Annotated in this window: 22 protein-coding genes and 1 pseudogene; 18 read left to right on the top strand and 5 right to left on the bottom strand. The window is 55.4% G+C overall.

Features of this window, described 5'->3' with window-relative positions:
- The first annotated feature begins 57 nt into the window (after positions 1–57).
- The 4 genes from era (at position 58) to ACTHSL_RS07860 (ending at position 3,288) form a co-directional block, all read left to right on the top strand.
- Positions 58–984, top strand: a complete 927-nt coding sequence (gene era / locus ACTHSL_RS07875) for a GTPase Era (RefSeq protein ID WP_440380985.1) — start codon at positions 58–60, stop codon at positions 982–984.
- Positions 985–1,159: 175 nt separating this feature from the next.
- Positions 1,160–2,173: a PTS transporter subunit IIC gene (locus tag ACTHSL_RS07870; RefSeq protein WP_440380984.1), complete on the top strand. Its 1,014-nt coding sequence runs from the start codon at positions 1,160–1,162 to the stop codon at positions 2,171–2,173.
- A gap of 148 nt (positions 2,174–2,321) precedes the next feature.
- The gene (locus ACTHSL_RS07865) at positions 2,322–2,900 is read left to right on the top strand and encodes a class I SAM-dependent methyltransferase (protein ID WP_440380983.1); all 579 of its coding nucleotides are present in this window, start codon (positions 2,322–2,324) and stop codon (positions 2,898–2,900) included.
- Positions 2,901–2,916: 16 nt separating this feature from the next.
- A complete protein-coding gene (locus ACTHSL_RS07860) occupies positions 2,917–3,288 on the top strand; it encodes a SirB2 family protein (RefSeq protein WP_041961511.1) in 372 nt (123 codons plus the stop codon).
- A 101-nt stretch (positions 3,289–3,389) separates the two neighbouring features.
- On the opposite strand, the gene ACTHSL_RS07855 is transcribed toward ACTHSL_RS07860, so the two are convergent.
- Positions 3,390–3,767 carry a hypothetical protein gene (locus tag ACTHSL_RS07855; protein ID WP_440380982.1) on the bottom strand — a complete coding sequence of 126 codons (378 nt, stop codon included), beginning with the start codon at positions 3,765–3,767 and terminating at the stop codon, positions 3,390–3,392.
- Positions 3,768–3,931: 164 nt separating this feature from the next.
- On the opposite strand from ACTHSL_RS07855, the gene gcvH reads away from it, so the two are divergent.
- The 4 genes from gcvH to accC all read left to right on the top strand — a co-directional run bounded on the left by gcvH (position 3,932) and on the right by accC (position 6,776).
- Positions 3,932–4,315, top strand: coding sequence for a glycine cleavage system protein GcvH (gene gcvH, locus ACTHSL_RS07850; protein ID WP_440380981.1), 384 nt, complete (start codon positions 3,932–3,934; stop codon positions 4,313–4,315).
- A 325-nt stretch (positions 4,316–4,640) separates the two neighbouring features.
- Positions 4,641–5,099, top strand: coding sequence for an acetyl-CoA carboxylase biotin carboxyl carrier protein (gene accB / locus ACTHSL_RS07845; protein WP_440380980.1), 459 nt, complete (start codon positions 4,641–4,643; stop codon positions 5,097–5,099).
- A gap of 77 nt (positions 5,100–5,176) precedes the next feature.
- Positions 5,177–5,374 (top strand): YqaE/Pmp3 family membrane protein, encoded by a 198-nt coding sequence (locus ACTHSL_RS07840; protein WP_040665591.1) that lies wholly within the window; start codon positions 5,177–5,179, stop codon positions 5,372–5,374.
- 37 nt (positions 5,375–5,411) lie between these two features.
- Positions 5,412–6,776, top strand: a complete 1,365-nt coding sequence (gene accC / locus ACTHSL_RS07835) for an acetyl-CoA carboxylase biotin carboxylase subunit (protein WP_440380979.1) — start codon at positions 5,412–5,414, stop codon at positions 6,774–6,776.
- Positions 6,777–7,023: 247 nt separating this feature from the next.
- Here accC and ACTHSL_RS07830 read toward each other — a convergent pair whose 3' ends face one another.
- Positions 7,024–7,236 (bottom strand): hypothetical protein, encoded by a 213-nt coding sequence (locus tag ACTHSL_RS07830; RefSeq protein ID WP_003770036.1) that lies wholly within the window; start codon positions 7,234–7,236, stop codon positions 7,024–7,026.
- Between the two features lie 95 nt (positions 7,237–7,331).
- Positions 7,332–7,535, bottom strand: a complete 204-nt coding sequence (locus ACTHSL_RS07825) for a cold-shock protein (RefSeq protein ID WP_003770035.1) — start codon at positions 7,533–7,535, stop codon at positions 7,332–7,334.
- A gap of 321 nt (positions 7,536–7,856) precedes the next feature.
- Here ACTHSL_RS07825 and ACTHSL_RS07820 point away from each other — a divergent pair, with 321 nt between their 5' ends.
- Positions 7,857–9,077, top strand: a complete 1,221-nt coding sequence (locus tag ACTHSL_RS07820; protein ID WP_440380978.1) for a multidrug effflux MFS transporter — start codon at positions 7,857–7,859, stop codon at positions 9,075–9,077.
- A 58-nt stretch (positions 9,078–9,135) separates the two neighbouring features.
- Here ACTHSL_RS07820 and ACTHSL_RS07815 read toward each other — a convergent pair whose 3' ends face one another.
- Positions 9,136–9,762 carry an inner membrane CreD family protein gene (locus ACTHSL_RS07815; protein ID WP_049251864.1) on the bottom strand — a complete coding sequence of 209 codons (627 nt, stop codon included), beginning with the start codon at positions 9,760–9,762 and terminating at the stop codon, positions 9,136–9,138.
- A 224-nt stretch (positions 9,763–9,986) separates the two neighbouring features.
- Between ACTHSL_RS07815 and ACTHSL_RS07810 the strand changes: the two genes are divergently transcribed.
- The 5 genes from ACTHSL_RS07810 (at position 9,987) to ACTHSL_RS07790 (ending at position 14,114) form a co-directional block, all read left to right on the top strand.
- A complete protein-coding gene (locus tag ACTHSL_RS07810; RefSeq protein WP_440380977.1) occupies positions 9,987–10,667 on the top strand; it encodes a response regulator in 681 nt (226 codons plus the stop codon).
- Between the two features lie 56 nt (positions 10,668–10,723).
- Positions 10,724–11,473: a class I SAM-dependent methyltransferase gene (locus ACTHSL_RS07805; RefSeq protein ID WP_440380976.1), complete on the top strand. Its 750-nt coding sequence runs from the start codon at positions 10,724–10,726 to the stop codon at positions 11,471–11,473.
- Positions 11,474–11,654: 181 nt separating this feature from the next.
- The gene (locus ACTHSL_RS07800; RefSeq protein ID WP_440380975.1) at positions 11,655–12,407 is read left to right on the top strand and encodes an alpha/beta fold hydrolase; all 753 of its coding nucleotides are present in this window, start codon (positions 11,655–11,657) and stop codon (positions 12,405–12,407) included.
- A gap of 136 nt (positions 12,408–12,543) precedes the next feature.
- The gene (locus ACTHSL_RS07795) at positions 12,544–12,990 is read left to right on the top strand and encodes a hypothetical protein (protein WP_204812031.1); all 447 of its coding nucleotides are present in this window, start codon (positions 12,544–12,546) and stop codon (positions 12,988–12,990) included.
- A 149-nt stretch (positions 12,991–13,139) separates the two neighbouring features.
- On the top strand, positions 13,140–14,114 hold the full coding sequence (locus ACTHSL_RS07790) for a histidine kinase dimerization/phospho-acceptor domain-containing protein (RefSeq protein WP_440380974.1): 975 nt from the start codon (positions 13,140–13,142) through the stop codon (positions 14,112–14,114).
- A 130-nt stretch (positions 14,115–14,244) separates the two neighbouring features.
- Here the strand turns inward: ACTHSL_RS07790 and fur are convergent, their stop codons facing one another.
- Positions 14,245–14,673, bottom strand: a complete 429-nt coding sequence (fur, locus tag ACTHSL_RS07785; RefSeq protein WP_049251584.1) for a ferric iron uptake transcriptional regulator — start codon at positions 14,671–14,673, stop codon at positions 14,245–14,247.
- A 150-nt stretch (positions 14,674–14,823) separates the two neighbouring features.
- Between fur and ACTHSL_RS07780 the strand changes: the two genes are divergently transcribed.
- The 4 genes and pseudogenes from ACTHSL_RS07780 to ACTHSL_RS07765 all read left to right on the top strand — a co-directional run bounded on the left by ACTHSL_RS07780 (position 14,824) and on the right by ACTHSL_RS07765 (position 17,903).
- Positions 14,824–15,195: an outer membrane protein assembly factor BamE gene (locus ACTHSL_RS07780; RefSeq protein WP_440380973.1), complete on the top strand. Its 372-nt coding sequence runs from the start codon at positions 14,824–14,826 to the stop codon at positions 15,193–15,195.
- Between the two features lie 6 nt (positions 15,196–15,201).
- Positions 15,202–16,011 carry a 4-hydroxy-tetrahydrodipicolinate reductase gene (gene dapB / locus ACTHSL_RS07775; RefSeq protein ID WP_440380972.1) on the top strand — a complete coding sequence of 270 codons (810 nt, stop codon included), beginning with the start codon at positions 15,202–15,204 and terminating at the stop codon, positions 16,009–16,011.
- A gap of 96 nt (positions 16,012–16,107) precedes the next feature.
- Positions 16,108–17,220 (top strand): methyltransferase, encoded by a 1,113-nt coding sequence (locus tag ACTHSL_RS07770; RefSeq protein ID WP_440380971.1) that lies wholly within the window; start codon positions 16,108–16,110, stop codon positions 17,218–17,220.
- Between the two features lie 140 nt (positions 17,221–17,360).
- Positions 17,361–17,903 (top strand): annotated as a pseudogene (locus tag ACTHSL_RS07765) (IS1595 family transposase).
- The last annotated feature ends 217 nt before the right edge of the window (positions 17,904–18,120 follow it).

Here is an 18,120-nt window from a genome sequence, read left to right as displayed (position 1 = left end):
CCCTTCCCTAATACCGCCCGCTTTCAGACGGCCTCACACTTGCAAAAAGGAAAACCAATGACCTACACCGACACCCCTTGTCCCGAATACCCCGTCCCAAACGGCTACCGCTGCGGCTTCATCGCCATCGTCGGCCGCCCCAACGTCGGCAAATCCACCCTGATGAACCACCTCATCGGGCAAAAAATCAGCATCACCAGCAAAAAAGCACAAACCACGCGCCACAAAGTAACCGGCATCTACACCGACGACACCGCCCAATTCGTCTTCGTCGATACCCCCGGCTTCCAAACCGACCACCGCAACGCGCTGAACGACCGCCTCAACCAAAACGTTACCGAAGCCTTGACGGGCGTAGATGCCGTCGTCTTCGTCGTCGAAGCCATGCGCCTCACCGAAGCCGACCGCACCGTCATCAAACAACTGCCCAAACACACCCCCGTGATTCTGGCGGTCAATAAAATCGACAAAGACAAAGCAAAAGACAAATACGCCCTGCAAGCCTTTATCGACGACGTACGGCGCGAATTCGACTTTGCCGCTGCCGAAGCCGTCAGTGCGAAACACGGGCTGCGCATCGCCAACCTGCTCGAGCTGCTCAAAACCTACCTGCCCGAGAGTGTCCCCATGTATCCCGAAGACATGGTTACGGACAAATCCAGCCGCTTCCTCGCCATGGAAATCGTGCGTGAAAAACTGTTCCGCTATCTGGGGGAAGAACTGCCTTATGCCATGAACGTGGAAGTCGAACAGTTCAAAGAAGAAAACGGCATTCTGCGCATCTACATCGCCGTTTTGGTAGACAAAGAAAACCAAAAACCCATCGTCATCGGCAAAGGCGGCGAAAAACTGAAAAAAATCTCCACCGAAGCCCGCCTCGATATGGAAAAACTGTTCGACTGCAAAGTATTTTTACAAGTTTGGGTCAAAGTAAAATCCGGCTGGGCGGACGACATCCGCTTCTTGAACGAACTGGGCATGTAGGCCGTCTGAAAGCCTTGGCGGGAAACCGGGGCATACCGGCCTCAACCAACCCGCCGCCCCTTACTTTTTCAGACGGCCTCCCCATCCGGAGGCCGTCTGAAAACATATCAGGCATACCCGTCGCATTCAAATACGGCACAAACAACCGCCTCACACATCACACAGGAGAAAAAACATGGCATTCCGTACCTTCCTTGTCTCGCGCAACATCGAATTCAGCCTGCGCCGCTACGGCATAGACGCGCTGAACTTTATGGCCCTGGGGCTGTTCTCGTCGCTGATTATCGGCCTGATTTTAAAAACCGTCGGCGGCTGGCTAGACTGGCCTTGGCTGATGGAAGTTGGCAAACAGGCGCAGGGGGCGATGGGTGCGGCCATAGGCGTGGGCGTGGCCTACGCGCTGAAAGCACCGCCGCTGGTGTTGTTTGCCAGCGTTGCCACAGGCACTGCGGGTGCGGCTTTGGGCGGGCCGGTCGGCTGCTTTATCGCCGCCGCCGTCGGGGCGGAGTTTGGCAAGCTGGTTTATAAATCCACGCCCGTGGATATTGTCGCCACGCCTGCCGCCACTCTGATTGCGGGTTTGGCCGCCGCCCAATTCGTCGGCCCCGCGATTCAGACGGCTATGACCGAAATCGGCGCGTTGATTATGTGGGCGGTGGATTTGCAGCCGTTTTTGATGGGTATTTTGGTGTCGGTCATCATGGGTATTTTGCTGACGCTGCCGGTTTCCAGCGCGGCGGTGGCGATTACCCTGTCGCTCAACGGCTTGGCGGCTGGTGCGGCCACAGTCGGCTGCTGCGCCCAAATGGTCGGCTTTGCGGTCATGAGTTTTCGCGACAACCGCTGGTCGGGGCTGTTGAGCCAGGGCTTGGGCACCAGTATGCTGCAAATGCCCAATATCGTGAAAAATCCGAAGGTCTGGCTGCCACCGATTATCGCCTCCGCCATTTTGGGCCCGCTGGCGACGCTGGTATTCCAAATGCAGAATATCCCCTCGGGCGCGGGCATGGGCACGAGCGGCCTGGTCGGACAGGTCGGCACGTTGGACGCGATGGGCGGCGCGCCTTCGGTGTGGCTGGCCATCGGCCTGCTGCATTTCGTGCTGCCCGCGCTTTTGACTTGGCTGATCGCCATCCCTATGCGCCGCATCGGTTGGATTAAAGACGGCGATTTGAAGTTGAACGCGTAACCACAAATAAAAACCGCCCGCCGTGGCGGCTTTCCTTCCGCATGGTTGGCAACCGTCCCACTTCACTTTATACTGCCCGCGCTTTTGACTCGGCCGTCCGCCGCACCGGCCGGACAAACAGCGGAAATCTGCAACCGGAAAACCGAATATGCCCCTGCTGCCCGCCCTTGCCTTTGCCCGGCAACTCATCGAAGGCCGTCTGAAAAACGGCGGCCGCGCCTTGGACGGCACAGCCGGAAACGGCCGCGACACCCTGTTCTTGGCGCAACTGGCAGGCGGGAACAGAAAAGTTTGGGCGTTCGACATCCAAGCGCAAGCCCTGTCCAACACCGCCGGACTGTTGCGCGAAAACGGCGTTGAAGGACGAGTGGAACTGATTGCCGCCAGCCATGCCGATTTGGCCGATTACGTCCGCGAACCGCTGGATGCCGCCATGTTCAACTTCGGCTACCTGCCCGGCGGCGACAAAACCGTTACCACAAAAGCCGACAGCAGCGTGCGCGCCATGCAGGCCGCCGCCGCACTGCTGGCCGAAGGCGGACTGCTGACCGCCGTCGTTTACAGCGGCCACCCGGCCGGACGCGCCGAAGCCGCCGCCATCGAACAATGGGCGGCCGCGCTGCCGCAGGAACAATATCAAGTCCTGCACTACCGCTTTACCAACCAGCGCAACCATCCGCCGCAACTGCTGGCCATAGAAAAACGTATCCGAAAACCGAACCGATAGATAAGGAAAACCGACCATGATTTACATCTGGGCAAAAAAAGGCCACTTGTTTTTTGTCGCCATGACCGTTTTATTATTCAACCTGCGCTACTGGATGCTGTTTGCAAAACCCGAAAAACCGCTGCCGGGCGTATTGAAAGTGCTGCCGCACCTCAACGACACCACGCTGCTGTTCACCGGCCTGTGGATTATGACCATTGCCCACTGGACACCCTTCGGCAACGCCAACTGGCTGGGCGTGAAACTGCTTTTAGTGGTTGCCTACGTCCTCGTCGGCATGAAGGCACTGAAATCCAAGCCCCGCAGCACGCAAGCTTGGCTGTTTTACCTGCTGTCGATGGGCATCGTCGGCATCATTTACTGGCTCGCGACATACAAACCGTTCTAAAAAACAGCAAAAGGCCGTCTGAAAACCAAACAAACAGGTTTTCAGACGGCCTTTCCGCATCCTGCGGCCCGCCATCAAACGGCAGACGACCCAAATCCCGACTACCGATTGGCCGCACCGCCGTCGAAACGGACGGAACTGCCGCTAAAGCGTCCCGGATTACCGCCGCCTCGGCCTTCTTCGCGATAATAACCGCGCGGCGGCGGATAATTCCGATAAACGCGCGGCGGCGGTGCATACCCCCGGTCGTCCGCATCCCCAATCCGCACCGACACACCGTTCCTGCCGCCTTCATAATAAAAATACGAACGCGGCGGAGGCGGCGGCGGATAAAGGTCGTCATACGTGTAAATATAAATATCCCGCTGCTGCGGACGCTCCGTCGTTACCACCCCGCGTTCAAAAGCACGCGAAATGTCCTGTTGCGCCCACCCGCTTGCCGACACCAGCAACAGGGCGGATAAAATCAACCTTTTCATCTCAGCCTCCTGCAAAACGGCGGATTGCCGTATAGCAAATTATGCCGCAGAACAAAGTTAAACGGCACTATCAAACGTAAAACCACCGTATATTCCAAAAGTACTGCAAGCCTGCTATGCTTCCGCCCCCGAACAAACCCTTACCCGATCAAAGAGGACAAACCATGAGCAATATCCCCGCCGAACTCAAATATGCCGACAGCCACGAATGGCTGCGCAAAGAAGAAGACGGCACAATGACCGTCGGCATCACCTTCCACGCCCAAGAACTGCTGGGCGACATCGTCTTTGTCGAACTGCCCGAAATCGGCACCAAACTGGCGGCAAAAGACCGGGTCGGCGTAGTCGAATCGGTTAAAGCCGCCTCCGATATTTACGCCCCGCTCGCCGGAGAAATCACCGCCATAAACGAAAACCTCGCCTCGGCACCCGAAACGGCCAACAGCGATCCGTACGGACAAGGCTGGTTCTTCAAAATCAAACCCGACTACCCCGCCGACTACGACTCCCTGCTCGGCGCAGAACAATACGCAGCGATTGCCGGATAAACCCCATACCAAGCCTTCATGAGGCCGTCTGAAAACATCTTTCGGACGGCCTCTCCATACCCGCCGTTTATCCGCCCGCATAACCGCTTAAAAACATTTCAGAATCCACCCCGTCTTCTGGCCAAACGGCCTGTTTAACCGCAAAAAGCGTATTTTTCTCACATTTTGCTGGACTTTTAACACCATCTTAGTAAAAATACGCGTTTGTTTCCGGCCTGCGGGACCATTCCGTTCCACCATCGGGCAAACCGCCCGGACCGCGCCGCCCCATACCTTACGCAGCCGCCGTCAAACGCGGATGTACAACCTTTGCAAGGAAACCGAAATGGACTTACGCAAACTGAAAAAGCTGATTGATTTGGTTGAAGAATCCGGCATTGCCGAAATCGAAGTAACCGAAGGCGAGGAAAAAGTTCGCATCACCCGCTCCACCGTGGCGCAAACCGTCTACGCGCCCGCCCCCGTAGCGGCCGCACCCGCCGCACCGGCACCTGCCGCCGCGCCTGCTCCTGCGGCAGTCCCGGCAGCCGCTCCTGCCGCACGAGACCTCTCCGCCGCACAAAAATCGCCCATGGTCGGCACCTTCTACCGTGCCGCCAGCCCGAGCAGCCCCGCGTTTGTCGAAGTCGGCCAAACCGTCAAAGCCGGCGACACCCTATGCATCATCGAAGCCATGAAACTGATGAACGAAATCGAAGCCGAGAAATCCGGCGTCATCAAAGAAATCCTGGTAGAAAACGGAACACCGGTCGAATACGGCGAACCCCTGTTCATCATCGAATAACCCTTTCAGACGGCCTTCCGCACCTCGGAAAGGCCGTCTGAAAGCTTGACCGTCCCTCGTCGGACAAAGGATGCCTTATGCGCCTGCTCATCGCCCTGTTGCTGCCCTGGCTGCAATTCTTCACCATCGGCCGCCCCATCGCCGGCATCATCTGCCTGATACTGCAACTCACGCTTATCGGCTGGCTGCCCGCCGCCATCTGGTCGGTATACGCCCTGAGCCAATACAAAACCGACCAAAAAATACGCAACGCGCTGAACAACCGACAAGTCTGACCGAAGGCCGTCTGAAAACCAAACCGAGAGGTTAATCATGTTGAAAAAAGTATTAATCGCCAACCGTGGGGAAATCGCACTCCGCGTCCTGCGCGCCTGCCGCGAAATGGGCATTGCCACCGTTGCCGTCCATTCCGAAGCCGACAAAGACAGCCTGCACGTCAAATTGGCCGACGAATCCGTCTGCATCGGCCCCGCGCCCTCGCCCCAAAGTTACCTGTACATCCCGGCCATCATCGCCGCCGCCGAAGTAACCGGTGCGGACGCCATCCACCCCGGCTACGGCTTTCTGGCCGAAAATGCCAATTTTGCCGAACAAGTCGAACAATCCGGCTTCATCTTCATCGGCCCGCGCGCCGACACCATCCGCCTGATGGGCGACAAAGTGTCCGCCAAACAAGCCATGCAGGAAGCGGGCGTGCCCTGCGTGCCCGGTTCGGACGGCGCACTGCCCGACGACCCCGAAACCATCATCAAAACCGCCGCCAAAGTCGGCTACCCCGTCATAATCAAAGCATCGGGCGGCGGCGGCGGACGCGGTATGCGCGTGGTGGAAAGAGAAGAAGACCTAATCAAATCGGTGGAAATGACCAAAGCCGAAGCCGGTGCCGCATTCGGCAACCCCATGGTTTACATGGAACGCTACCTGCAACGGCCGCGCCACGTCGAAATCCAAGTGCTGGCCGACGAACACGGCAACGCCATCTACTTGGGCGAGCGCGACTGCTCCATGCAGCGCCGCCACCAAAAAGTCATCGAAGAAGCCCCCGCGCCCGGCATCACCGCCAGAGAGCGCGAGAAAATCGGCAAAGCCTGCGTCGAAGCCTGCAAACGCATCGGCTACCGCGGTGCGGGAACGTTCGAATTCCTGTATGAAGACGGCGAATTTTTCTTTATCGAAATGAATACCCGCGTACAGGTCGAGCACCCCGTTACCGAACTGATTTCCGGTGTGGACATCGTTCAGGAACAACTGCGCGTGGCGGCAGGCGAGAAATTGCAATACAAGCAGAAAGACATTGTTTTGGAAGGCCATGCCTTCGAATGCCGCATCAACGCCGAAGACCCGTACAACTTCATCCCCAGCCCCGGCCTGATTGAAAGCTGCCACCTGCCCGGCGGCTTCGGCATCCGCGTGGACAGCCACATTTATCAGGGCTACCGCATCCCGCCAAACTACGACAGCCTGATCGGCAAAATCTGCGTACACGGCAAAACCCGCGAACAGGCAATGGCAAAAATGCGCGTTGCGATGGCTGAGCTGGCCATTACCGGTATCAAAACCAATGCCGACCTGCACCGCGACCTGTTCCGCGATCCAGGCTTCTCCGACGGCGGCGTCAGCATCCATTATCTGGAACAATGGCTGGAAGCGCGCAAAGCACGCGAGGAAGGCAAATAACACGCCTGTCTGAGGTTCAATCCTGAAAAGGCCGTCTGAAAAATAGTTTTAACCACGTTAAAGCTATACTTTCAGACGGCCTTTGACTGCAATGGACAGCCTTGTGATGGCTTTTTTGGAGTGTGATGATGCCTTTACAACAGTCGTTTGCCAATGGACCTTACCGTATCACTTTTGCCGTTTGGCGATGTATACCGCCTTGCGGTAGCCGTCGGGTATCCGGCAATATTTGGAATTGGAAAGAGCCCTACGCCTGTTTGTCGGCAAAGAATTTTTTGTAGTATTGATCAATCCGTTCGATGGTGGTTGAGTCGTTCGGCGTCAGAATCCGTTGTTGTAGGCTGAGCCGTACCAAGTCATCGTCTTCGCGTTCGGCAGCCGCGCAATCTGTGGATTGGTGGGTGCGGAGGTAATCAATCATTTCGGTCAGTTGTTGCTGGGCTTGTTGATAGTCGGACATATTTTCCCCTGTTATGTGAATCGACGGATAGAAAAAATGGCAGGTCTGAAACCCGCCATGCTGTCAAAACCGGACAAACCGGTTAGTTTGGATGCTTAAGCCGCCTGGATGTTTGCAGCCTGAAGGCCTTTGGGGCCGCTGGTAACATCAAAAGAAACTTTTTGGCCTTCTTTCAGGGTTTTAAAGCCTTCCATATTGATGGCGGAGAAATGTGCGAACAAATCATCGCCGCCTTCATCGGGAGTGATAAAACCAAAGCCTTTTGCATCGTTAAACCATTTAACAGTACCGGTTGCCATAAATACTACTTTCCATATCTAAAAAATTGATCAAACCAAGCCGGACGGGTTTACAGTAAACAGTAAGACGTTGTCTTATTATTTTAGAGTATTTGCCCCAGTCGGGCTTAACTGTCTTTTTACCTTTGTTAAGCAATGTAGTCAAGCAATAAACGGGAAAAGGCGGTTTTTTACGGAAAACAGTGCAAAATACAACAGTGATCGGGTAGGCCGTCTGAAAAGGGTGTGAGACAGGCCTGCGGGACATCGGGTATGGGGTGGTGAGGGTGTTATAATTCCACTGTTTTGCCGCTGTGTGCGGCTGTATGTGCGGAACAGTGAATGGATAGGAAAATTCCTTTAAGTAATAAACAGATGGCCTTTTTGCTGGCAACGATGACGGCAATTATGCCTTTATCCGTCGATGCTTATTTGCCAGCGATTTTATCGTTGTCCGACGATTTGCAGGTGCCGGTAAAGTTGATTGAGAAAAGCCTGAGCAGTTTTATGTTCGGTGTGGCGTTCGGCCAGCTGCTGGGCGGTGCGGTGTCGGATGTGAAAGGCAGGCGTACGGTGGCTTTGGGCGGTTTGGGACTGTATGCCGCCGCTTCGCTGGCCTTGGCCTTGCTTCAAACCATGGAGCAGTTGGTTGTGTTGCGGTTGCTGCAGGCTTTCGGCGGCGGGATGGCGGCAGTGATGGCCGGGGCGGTGGTGCGCGATTTTTACGAAGGCAGGCAGGCGGCGCAGATGTTTGCGCTAATCGGCATCGTGATGATGTCTGCACCGTTGGCCGCGCCTATGTTGGGGTCAGGATTGCAGCGTATCGGCGGATGGCGGCCGATTTTTGTTTTTTTATTGTTGTATTCTTTGGCCGTATTTGCATTGATGTGGCGTTTTTTGCCGAAATCGGAGGCAAACGGGCGGCTTGACCGGCATTTTTTCGGCGATATGCTGCGGCGTTACCGTCGTGTATTGCAAACCGTGCCCGCTTTGGGCTTTATGTTTTTTCAGGCGTTCAGTTTCGGTTCGATGTTTGTTTTCTTAACCGAATCTTCGTTTGTTTACATGAAGCTGTATGGTTTGACGCCGTTTATTTATGCATTGGTGTTCGGCAGCAATATTGTAACGATGATGGCGTTTAACCGTATTACGGCCTGGCGGTTGAAAAGCGGCAGCAACGCAGAGGATATTTTGTTGTGGGGTTTGGCTATTCAATTGGCTGCAAATTCGGCGGCATTGTTGTTGGTGTGGGCTTGCGGCGGGCTGCCGCCGTTACCTTTGCTGGTGCTGTGCCTGATGGTTTCGGTCGGCACCCAGGGTTTGGTTACGGCAAACACGCAGGCCTGCTTTATGTCTTATTTTAGGGAAGTCGGAGGCAGCGCGAATGCTTTGCTGATGGCGGTTACGTCGCTGATTGGTGCAGGCATGGGTTGGCTGGCGACGTTGCTGCATAATGGTACGGTGTATGTGATGGTTTCCCTGATGCTGTGTTCCACCGTTGCCGGCTGCCTGCTGTTATTTGCCTGTTCGCGTCAGGCATGGTTGAAAGCGGATGTTAGGTAAGAAAGAAGGGGAGGCCGTCTGAAAAACAGTTTTCAGACGGCCTCCCCTTTATACAGCCTTATTGCATGTCATGATTTTGACGTGCAGCCATCCTTTCTTCAATCACATTAGTGTGATTGTCTGATTTTTCGTCACTCAGCGCATACCAATCAATTTCCCGTGTGTAATACATCACCGCGAACAGCGCTGCAAACAGCAGACAAGAGCCGGCCAGCAGGTTGTATTGCTGCATTTTTATCAATACAAACATCGTACCGTAGGCCGCAACGAGCAGTGCCGTCATCATATGTACCCCGCGCGTGGTGGCCAGCACGAAGCGCAGATACCAAAACAGCAAGCCGATACACGCCGCCGCACCGATGGCATAAGCGGCAGTAAAGCCGATATGTTCCGCCAGCGAGAGCAACAGCAGGTAGAAAATCGACAACGCCGCGCCTACCAGCAGATACTGCACCGGATGGATACGCCATTCCTGCAGGATTTCGCTCAAAAAGAACGAAGAAAACACCAACACCACCAGCACCATGCCGTATTTCACACTGCGGACGACCATGTGGTAGCCCTCCGCCCCCAGCAGTATGCTGGACTGGTATTCGCTCCGCTGTTCGGCCAGTCCGTAAATCCACAGCAATACCACTGCAAAGGCGATACACAGGCCGATTACGCTCCATAATTTTTTCGTCATTTTCTGCTCCATAGAAAGGTTTTGGGCTACGGACTTCCGTTTGCCGACAGCGTCCAGTATGCCGAGACGCCGTCAATTTCCTGTGGGGCAGTTGTGAAGATTTTATGAAGATTGCAGCCTGAAAATGATGTGCAGCCTGCCACTCTTGCGTACAATGAACGGATGAACTTTATTTTCGCTACGGCTTGCCGCCTTGCATTGACGGCTTGTTAATTTCCTATCCCATGAACCCGCATATCCTCATCATCGAAGACGAACGCGAAATCGCCGAACTGGTCGAACTCTCCCTCGCCCGCGCCCATCTCACCGCACGCATCGCCCCCACCGCAGAGCAGGCACGGCAACTGCTCGCGCGCGAACACTTCGACCTGCTCCTGCTCGACGTCGGCCTGCCAGACACCGACGGCTTCGAACTGCTCAAAACCCTGCGCCCGCAACACCCCCAGCCCGTCATCATGCTCACCGCCCAAGACGAAGAAACCGACCGCATCCTCGGCCTCGAACTCGGCGCAGACGACTACATCGGCAAACCCTTCAGTCCGCGCGAACTCGTCGCCCGCGTAAAAGCCGTGCTGCGGCGCACACAAACACAGCCCGCCGCCGAAGTCGAATCCGTACCAGTATGGCACGACGACGCGCCCGCCTGCTGCATCCGCCACCAAGGTCGCGAACTGCCGCTCACGCAGGGCGAATACCGCCTGCTGCGCACCCTGCTTCACCGCCCCGGCCGCGTGTTCAGCCGCGAAGAACTGCTCACCGCCATGTTCGGCGGCAACCGCCCCTCCGACCCCCACACCATCAACACCCACATCCGCGCCCTGCGCCACAAACTGCGCGCAGCCGGCATCGCCGACGAACCCATCCGCACCCATCACGGACTGGGGTATAGTTTTAACGAAACCTGAAGCACGGTTTTCAGACGGCCTTTCAAGCTGTCGCAACCATCCACAGGAGAAGCACTATGCCTTCCGCCAAGCTCATCCAAAAACTCAAACCCGCCCTGCAAAACCCGCTTCCGCCCGAGCAAGACGGCATCCTGCTGTGCCTCGATTCCGACAACGTAACGGGCAACAACGCCAAATACATGAAAATGTACAACCGCTTTGCCCGTTGGTACGACTTCGGCGAACGCTGGATAGCACGCCTCAGATACGGCAACAGCATCAACGAAACGCGGCGCAGCCTGATGGGCGAACTGGAATGGCGGCAGGATTGCACCGCGCTCTATGTCTCCATCGGCACTGGTACCGATTTAAACCACCTGCCCGCCGACATCAACCTCTCCGCGCTGGATTTGACCGGCGCCGACCTGTCGCTCGGCATGTTGGCACGCTGCCGCGATGTGTGGCAGAAAAAAGCGGCAGGCTTGGACTTGGTACACTGCAACGCCGAAGATTTACCCTTTGCCGACAATATGTTCGACGTCGTATTCCATGTGGGCGGCATCAATTTTTTCAGCGACAAACAAAAAGCCGTCAACGAAATGCTGCGCGTTGCCAAGCCCGGCACCAAAATCATGATCGCAGACGAAACCACCGACTTTATCCAGCAACAATACAAAAAAAGTCTATTCACGCGTAACTACTTCCAAGACTCCGATTTCGACCTGACACAAATCGAAAACTGCATTCCCGAAACCGTACAGGAAAAGAAAACGCGGCTGCTGTGGAGCAACCGCTTTTACTGCATTACCTTCCGCAAACCTGCTTGAAACAGCCGCCGCGTTTGCTTTTTCAGACGACCTCGAAATCTGAAAAGGCTACCTGAAAGCCATGAATCTTTCACGCAGAAACCTACTCAAACTAGCCGCGGCAATATTGGCGGTTTCCGCCTGCGATAGGCCGGGCAACGGCAGCCGCCATTCTTTCAACAAGCCAGACAAGGAAACTTCCATGCAGTCCAAATTCATCAAACATCAAGGCGCGACGCTGCACTATCAAACAGGCGGCAAGGAAACTGCTCCCGTTATCGTGCTGCTGCACGGCGGTTTCGGTTCGATTGCCGACTTTGCCCCGCTGTTGCCGCGTTTGCAGCAACACTACCGCGTGATTGCGATAGATACGCGCGGACACGGACGCTCCACGCTCGGCATAGCCGCGCTGACCTATGCCCAAGCCGCCGAAGATGCGCGCCAAATCCTGCGGCATGAAGGCGTGGAAAAATACAGCCTATTCGGGTTTAGCGATGGCGGCACGACCGCCTACCGCTTGGGCACGGCAGACAAAAATATCGAGAAAATCATCACCGTGGGCGCGGAATGGCACAAAAAGCACTTGGACGGCGTGCGACCCATGTTTGAAACAATCAATCTCGACTTCGTAAAAGAAAACTTGCCCGAACAGCTCGCCGCCTATCAGGCAGCCAACCCCGAGCCTGATGCGGAAAAATGGGCAGCGGCATTGAAAACCATGTGGCTGGACGAGGGCGAAAGCGGTTATCCCAACGAAAACATCCGCCAAATCCAAACCCCCGTGTTGGCGATACGTGGCGAAGCCGATTTCCTGCTCGCCTTTGACGATTGGGCGGCATTGAAAACCGAATTGCCCGAAGTGCATTTGATGAATGTGCCGTTTGCCGCGCACGAAGCCATTAAAGAACAGCCTGAAATCGTTTGGGCGGCGGTGCAGGCATTTGGGCAAAAGTAGGGCAGGCACTCCCGCCTGCATGCTTGCACCCCATTGAGGCTACCTGAAAACTAGGCAGGCTCAAGGACGGGTATCCGTTGCCCGCCCACCGCTTGCTTTCAGGCCGTCTGAAAACTATATTTGGAAATTCAAACCGATGAAGATAAATCCTGAAAACGGCAGCGTCATCCTGCCGGACGGTAACATGATTAGCGCGCGCACCACGCTTGATGACTGGATTGCATGCTTCCCAAAATCCAGCCCGAATCATCTGCAAGCGGGAATAACATTTTTCGGTTTGTCATTTACCAAACAGTCCGAACAATACACCCTTACCGCCCAGTTCGAGCAGCAACGGCTGGAGCGCTTATCCATATTCTTCTGCCCGATAGGCGAGGACAACAGCTGGGCAGCATGGTCGGAGGAGCGCGAATTGCAACGCAGAAAACAATTTGATCGATGGCTGGATAAGCAGCTGGGCGATGCCCCTTGCGCCATTGAAACATCGGCAGCAGGCAAATGCCGCAGATTTGCCTGGGGCGATGTGGGCGCGTATTACCACAATAAAGACGGCAGTACGGGGATAGTCATCAGTTATCGCTAACCGCCTTTTCAGACGGCCTCCAAGCGCGAAAACCAGCCCGACTTAATCACACACGCTTTGTCAGGCTACCTGAAAGCAAAACCGCAACGAAATTGAAACACCGACCGGCTTAATATCAGGCCGCGCAACCCTATCCATTCAGCCAACCCATGTTCAAATATTTCAAACACCTCAGCATCCGTCTGTTCTTCGTTTTGCTCGGCATCCTGCTCCTGCTTACCGCCTGGTCGCTGGTCTATGCCAAGCAGCACGTCTTACCCCTGCTCACTGCCAGCCTGCTCGTGCTCGGCGCGCTTGCCTGGTGGCTTGCCCGCAGCATCAGCCGCATCCGCCGTTATGCCGAAGCGATGGCCGCCAATCGCCCCGCTCCGCAACCCCAATTCGGCGACAGCTACCTCTACCGCCTCGTCAATGCCGTGGCCTACCTGCGCGATGAGCTCGACCACCGCCAACACATTGAAAATTATGTCTTAGGCCTTACCCACGAACTCAAAACCCCGCTCACCGCCCAGCAGGCTGCCCTCGAACTGCTGCAAGACAGTCCACTCAGTCCCGACCAACAGCAGCTGCTCGACCGCATCCGCCGCAATACCCAAAAACAAAAGCAACTCATCGCCCGTCTGCTCGAACTGGCCCGTCTGGAAAACCGCGACAGCCTGCAAAGCACGCAAACCGTCGATTTGGCCAATCTAGCCGTCCAAGCCGCCCAAGAAAGCCGCGCCGCCCTGCAAACCAAACAACTGCACATCGCCCTCAACTGCCTACCCCACGCCGTTCAAGGCGACCCGTTGCTGTTGCGCCAAGCCATCGACAACCTGCTTTACAACGCCATCGACTTTGCCGAAACCGGCAGCGAAATCCGCCTCAGCCTCACCCGCAGCCGAAACCGCACCGAACTGGCGGTTTACAACCAAGGCAGCCCCGTTCCCGATTACGCGCTGGCCAAAATTCCCCAACGCTTCTACTCGCTCCCCCGCGCCGACGGCAGCCGCAGCAGCGGGCTGGGCTTGAGCTTCACCACCGAAATCATGCGCCTGCACCACGGCCGCCTGGTGCTCGCCAACCGTGAAAACGGCGTGGAGGCCTTGCTGTTGTTTGAAGGGGAGGGCGAAGAGGCCGTCTGAAAACCATTTTCAGGGTTTTCAGACGGCCTCTGTGTCGGGTAAATATTTAAGGGTGGCGGGTAAAAGAAAAAGCCGGAAGATTCCGGCTTTTGTCTGCTGATTCCGTTTTCGGTTTGGCCGTTCGGAATAATCAGCGTTTTTCCTTTTTCTGGCAAGGGCCGCAAATGCCGTACATATACAGGGCGTGATCCACGATGCGGTAGCCGTTTTCTTCGGCGATTTTATCTTGCAGTTTTTCGATTTCTTCGCTGTGGAATTCGGTTACGTCGCCGCATTTGACGCAGACGATGTGGTCGTGGTGGCCGCCGGTATTCAGTTCGTAAACGGCTTTGCCGGTTTCGAAATGGTGGCGCAGCAGGATGCCTGCCTGTTCGAATTGGGTTAAAACGCGGTAGATGGTGGCAACGCCGATTTCGATTTCGTGCTCCAGCAGGAGGCGGTAAACGTCTTCCGCGCTCATGTGCTGATCGGGATACCGCTCGAACAAATCGAGGATTTTCAAACGCGGGCCGGTTACTTTCAGGCCGTTGTGCCTGAGTTGAGCTACATTATGATCCATGGTCTTTCCATACCGTAGTTATCCAATTATCGCTATAATACGCATATTTTGTAGTTTTGCACACACAAAGATGATAAAGATTTCTAAATGGAGTCTTTGTTGTGGCATACTGTACAACATTATCCCCCACACTCGGAAAAGGTATCGTCCGTGAACAGACTTCCCATTCTGCTTTCCGCCGCCGTTATCGGGCTTTCCGCCTGTTCGGCCGAGCGCATTTCTAATTTTCCTTCCTACAAACTGAAAGTGATTCAGGGCAACCAGCTCGATGCACGCGCCGTTTCTTCGTTGCAGCAGGGCATGAGCCGCGATCAGGTCCAATTGCTGCTGGGTACGCCGCTGCTGCGCGATCCTTTCCACAGCGACCGCTGGGACTACACCTACGAAATCAGCCGCAACGGCGTGGTCAATCAAGCTGAAACGCGCAACCTGACCGTTTGGTTTGAAAACGACCGCCTGGTCAAGGCAGAGGGCAACGCGCTCGAATATGCCCGCCAACAGCAATCTGCGGCTACGGAATAAAACGAAATGGATAAATTGAAAATTGCCATTGCCGGTGCGAACGGTCGCATGGGCCGCGTATTGGTCGAGGCCGTAAACAACCATCCCGATGCGGTATTGAGCGGCGCGCTGGAACATGCCGGTTCGGAAGCCTTGGGTTTGGATGCAGGCTATGCGCTGGGTTTGAAAACCGGCGTATCGATTTCCGACGATGTGGACAAAGTTTTGGCCGCCAGCGACGTGTTAATCGACTTTACCCGCCCCGAGCCGACGCTCAAACACCTGCAAAAATGCGTGGAAGCAGGTAAAAACATCGTCATCGGCACGACGGGTTTTGACGATGCGGGCAAAGCCGCCATCAAAGCGGCGGCGGAAAAAATCGGCGTGGTGTTCGCCGCCAATTTCAGTGTCGGCGTAAACCTGACCTTCCACATCCTCGACACCGTCGCCCGCGTATTGAACGAAGGCTACGACATCGAAATCATCGAAGCCCACCACCGCCACAAAGTCGATGCCCCCAGCGGTACGGCTTTAAGGATGGGTGAAGTGATTGCCGATGCGCTTGGCCGTGATTTGAAAGAGTGCGCGGTATACGACCGCGAAGGCCACACCGGCGAACGCGACCCGCAAACCATAGGTTTTGCCACCGTTCGCGGCGGCGACATAGTCGGCGACCATACCGCATTGTTTGCCGCAGAGGGCGAGCGCGTAGAAATCACCCACAAAGCCAGCAGCCGCATGACTTTCGCTTCCGGCGCGGTGCGTGCGGCGGTATGGGCGGCGGGCAAGGCCGGCTTGTTCGATATGCAGGACGTGCTGGGTTTGAAAAATCGCTGATTGCCCGTGCCGAATGCCGTTTCATACAACGAGGCCGTCTGAAAAGCCGTTTGGCCGCTTTCAGACGGCCTTTCCACACCTCTCAGGATTCCGAACGTGTACCCACAAATAACCACCGACTGCGGCCTAGCCGAATGGCGCAACGAGAGTACGCAGAAGCCGCCGAAACAAGCCGTCAGCCTGCATGATGCCGGAGCCGCCGCCATCCTCGATCAAGCGCGGCAGGATACGGCCGTCATTTGGCGCGGCGATTTTCACAATGCCAAGCAAGTCTTGGCCGCACTGAAAAAACGCCTGCGGGCCAAAAGGCCGTCTGAAAAAAACGACCTGACTCCTGCGGAACGCTTCCACCGACACCGGATGCGGCAGGCGCAGCAGAGCCGCACGGTCAATATGCTGGCGGTGGAAATCGCTGCCGGTTTCCGGCTCGAACTGCCGCGCGCGCCCGATGTCCGTGCCGCGCTGGCCGATGTGTACGGGGAAGAAAACGACACGCCTTTCCTGTTGCCGCTCAACCAATTGCTCGGATTCGTCGGCGCGCACGAGTGGCATAAAAAAGGCGTGGACATTCCCGTACTGGGCGGGCGGATACATGTGCCTTTCGGCGTCTTTTCCCCTTTGCGCGGCGAGTATCTCGACCTGCTGATGCGGGCGGAACTGCCGCCGTCTTTTCAGACGGCCTTCGATATAGGCACGGGTTCGGGCGTGCTGGCCGCATTGTTGGCCAAACGCGGCCTGCGGCAGATTACCGCTACCGACAACAACCCGCGCGCCCTGAGTTGTGCCGGAGACAACATCCGCCGCCTCGGCTTGCAGCGGCAAATCGGCATCGAGGCCGCCGACCTGTTTCCGGAAGGATGTGCCGACCTGATCGTCTGCAATCCGCCCTGGCTGCCTGCGAAACCCACGTCGGCCGTGGAAACCGCGCTGTATGATCCCGACCATGCCATGCTGCGCGGTTTCCTGAACGGCGCACGCAGTCATTTGAACGGCGGCGGCGAAGTTTGGCTGATTATGTCGGATTTGGCCGAACATTTGGGATTGCGCGCCGCGGATTTCCTGCCGCGCTGTTTTCAGACGGCTGGACTGAGCCTGATTGAAACGCTGCACATCCGCCCGCAGCACGGTAAAGCCGTTTCTGCCTACGACCCGCTGGCATTTGCCCGAAATCGGGAAACAACGTTTTTATACCGTTTGAAGGCAGGGTAGGGTGGAAGAGGCCGTCTGAAATGGTTTGCGCGCCGTAAAAATTAGGGACTATCTTGTTATAACTAGAGAAATTCAATTCAAGCTGGAATAATCTCTATTTAAGAAGAAGCCGCCTAAGTCAGTACAAGCAAAATAAGCTTATCAAACTATTCGTTGCAGGCGTCACTGCCGGAAAGGCAGCCCAATTGGTCATCGTCAACAAGAATACCGCTGCTTATATTTCGCAGCAGCCCGCATTTGGAAATATTTGACAGTGGAGTAGAGGCAGACGAAAGCTACTTTGGCAGGCAGCATAAAGACAGACGGGGCATGGTGCGTCAGAAAATGCCGCCGTATTCAGATTTTTAAAGTGCAACAGTAAGGTTTATGCCGTTGCTGTACCCAATACGCAAACAACTGCCTTAGTCCTACCGCCTATTATTCTTGAGTAGGCAAATCATGACGTAATCATTTATAAAGATTGTTATACAAGCTATGATGTACCGGATGTCAATTAGCTTAGCCTCTTGCGCATCAACCACAAGCACACGCTTTGCCGAAAAGCAAAACCATATCAATGGAATGAGAACTTTTGGAACCAAGCGAAGCGTGTACTACGCAAATAAAACGGCATTGACCGCAAATCTTTCCCGCTGTTCTTGAAAGAATGCAAATTTCAGTTTAACTTTGGCACATCGTCCTAACAGCTTAAAATCCTGCGGAAATGGTATGAAATTTAGAGCTAGAGACCTTTGCAAAAAAGCCCTTCCCCCGACAGCCGAAAACCTGTGTTTGGGTTTCGGCTGTCGGGGGAAGGGCTTTTTTGCAAAGGTCTCAGCTAATCTAGTAGACCTCTTGCGAAAATATTCATCCCATCGCATTAATCAGTCCTGCAATCAGATTTACCCTTAACCCGAACCG

Origin of the sequence: Neisseria sp. P0008.S010, from assembly GCF_051962715.1 — a bacterium.
Taxonomy (GTDB): Bacteria; Pseudomonadota; Gammaproteobacteria; order Burkholderiales; family Neisseriaceae; genus Neisseria; species Neisseria elongata.
This window is presented reverse-complemented; position numbering and strand designations above follow the sequence as displayed.

Excerpts from the sequence above, each read along its gene's own strand:
- ACTHSL_RS07855 (WP_440380982.1), bottom strand. The coding sequence starts at position 3,767 with ATGAAAAGGTTGATTTTATCCGCCCTGTTGCTGGTGTCGGCAAGCGGG.
- fur (WP_049251584.1), bottom strand. The coding sequence starts at position 14,673 with ATGGATCATAATGTAGCTCAACTCAGGCACAACGGCCTGAAAGTAACC.
- ACTHSL_RS07865 (WP_440380983.1), top strand. The coding sequence starts at position 2,322 with ATGCCCCTGCTGCCCGCCCTTGCCTTTGCCCGGCAACTCATCGAAGGC.
- ACTHSL_RS07795 (WP_204812031.1), top strand. The coding sequence starts at position 12,544 with ATGAAGATAAATCCTGAAAACGGCAGCGTCATCCTGCCGGACGGTAAC.
- gcvH (WP_440380981.1), top strand. The coding sequence starts at position 3,932 with ATGAGCAATATCCCCGCCGAACTCAAATATGCCGACAGCCACGAATGG.
- ACTHSL_RS07790 (WP_440380974.1), top strand. The coding sequence starts at position 13,140 with ATGTTCAAATATTTCAAACACCTCAGCATCCGTCTGTTCTTCGTTTTG.
- accC (WP_440380979.1), top strand. The coding sequence starts at position 5,412 with ATGTTGAAAAAAGTATTAATCGCCAACCGTGGGGAAATCGCACTCCGC.
- era (WP_440380985.1), top strand. The coding sequence starts at position 58 with ATGACCTACACCGACACCCCTTGTCCCGAATACCCCGTCCCAAACGGC.
- dapB (WP_440380972.1), top strand. The coding sequence starts at position 15,202 with ATGGATAAATTGAAAATTGCCATTGCCGGTGCGAACGGTCGCATGGGC.
- ACTHSL_RS07825 (WP_003770035.1), bottom strand. The coding sequence starts at position 7,535 with ATGGCAACCGGTACTGTTAAATGGTTTAACGATGCAAAAGGCTTTGGT.
- accB (WP_440380980.1), top strand. The coding sequence starts at position 4,641 with ATGGACTTACGCAAACTGAAAAAGCTGATTGATTTGGTTGAAGAATCC.
- ACTHSL_RS07830 (WP_003770036.1), bottom strand. The coding sequence starts at position 7,236 with ATGTCCGACTATCAACAAGCCCAGCAACAACTGACCGAAATGATTGAT.
- ACTHSL_RS07860 (WP_041961511.1), top strand. The coding sequence starts at position 2,917 with ATGATTTACATCTGGGCAAAAAAAGGCCACTTGTTTTTTGTCGCCATG.
- ACTHSL_RS07800 (WP_440380975.1), top strand. The coding sequence starts at position 11,655 with ATGCAGTCCAAATTCATCAAACATCAAGGCGCGACGCTGCACTATCAA.
- ACTHSL_RS07805 (WP_440380976.1), top strand. The coding sequence starts at position 10,724 with ATGCCTTCCGCCAAGCTCATCCAAAAACTCAAACCCGCCCTGCAAAAC.
- ACTHSL_RS07815 (WP_049251864.1), bottom strand. The coding sequence starts at position 9,762 with ATGACGAAAAAATTATGGAGCGTAATCGGCCTGTGTATCGCCTTTGCA.
- ACTHSL_RS07840 (WP_040665591.1), top strand. The coding sequence starts at position 5,177 with ATGCGCCTGCTCATCGCCCTGTTGCTGCCCTGGCTGCAATTCTTCACC.
- ACTHSL_RS07820 (WP_440380978.1), top strand. The coding sequence starts at position 7,857 with ATGGATAGGAAAATTCCTTTAAGTAATAAACAGATGGCCTTTTTGCTG.
- ACTHSL_RS07870 (WP_440380984.1), top strand. The coding sequence starts at position 1,160 with ATGGCATTCCGTACCTTCCTTGTCTCGCGCAACATCGAATTCAGCCTG.
- ACTHSL_RS07810 (WP_440380977.1), top strand. The coding sequence starts at position 9,987 with ATGAACCCGCATATCCTCATCATCGAAGACGAACGCGAAATCGCCGAA.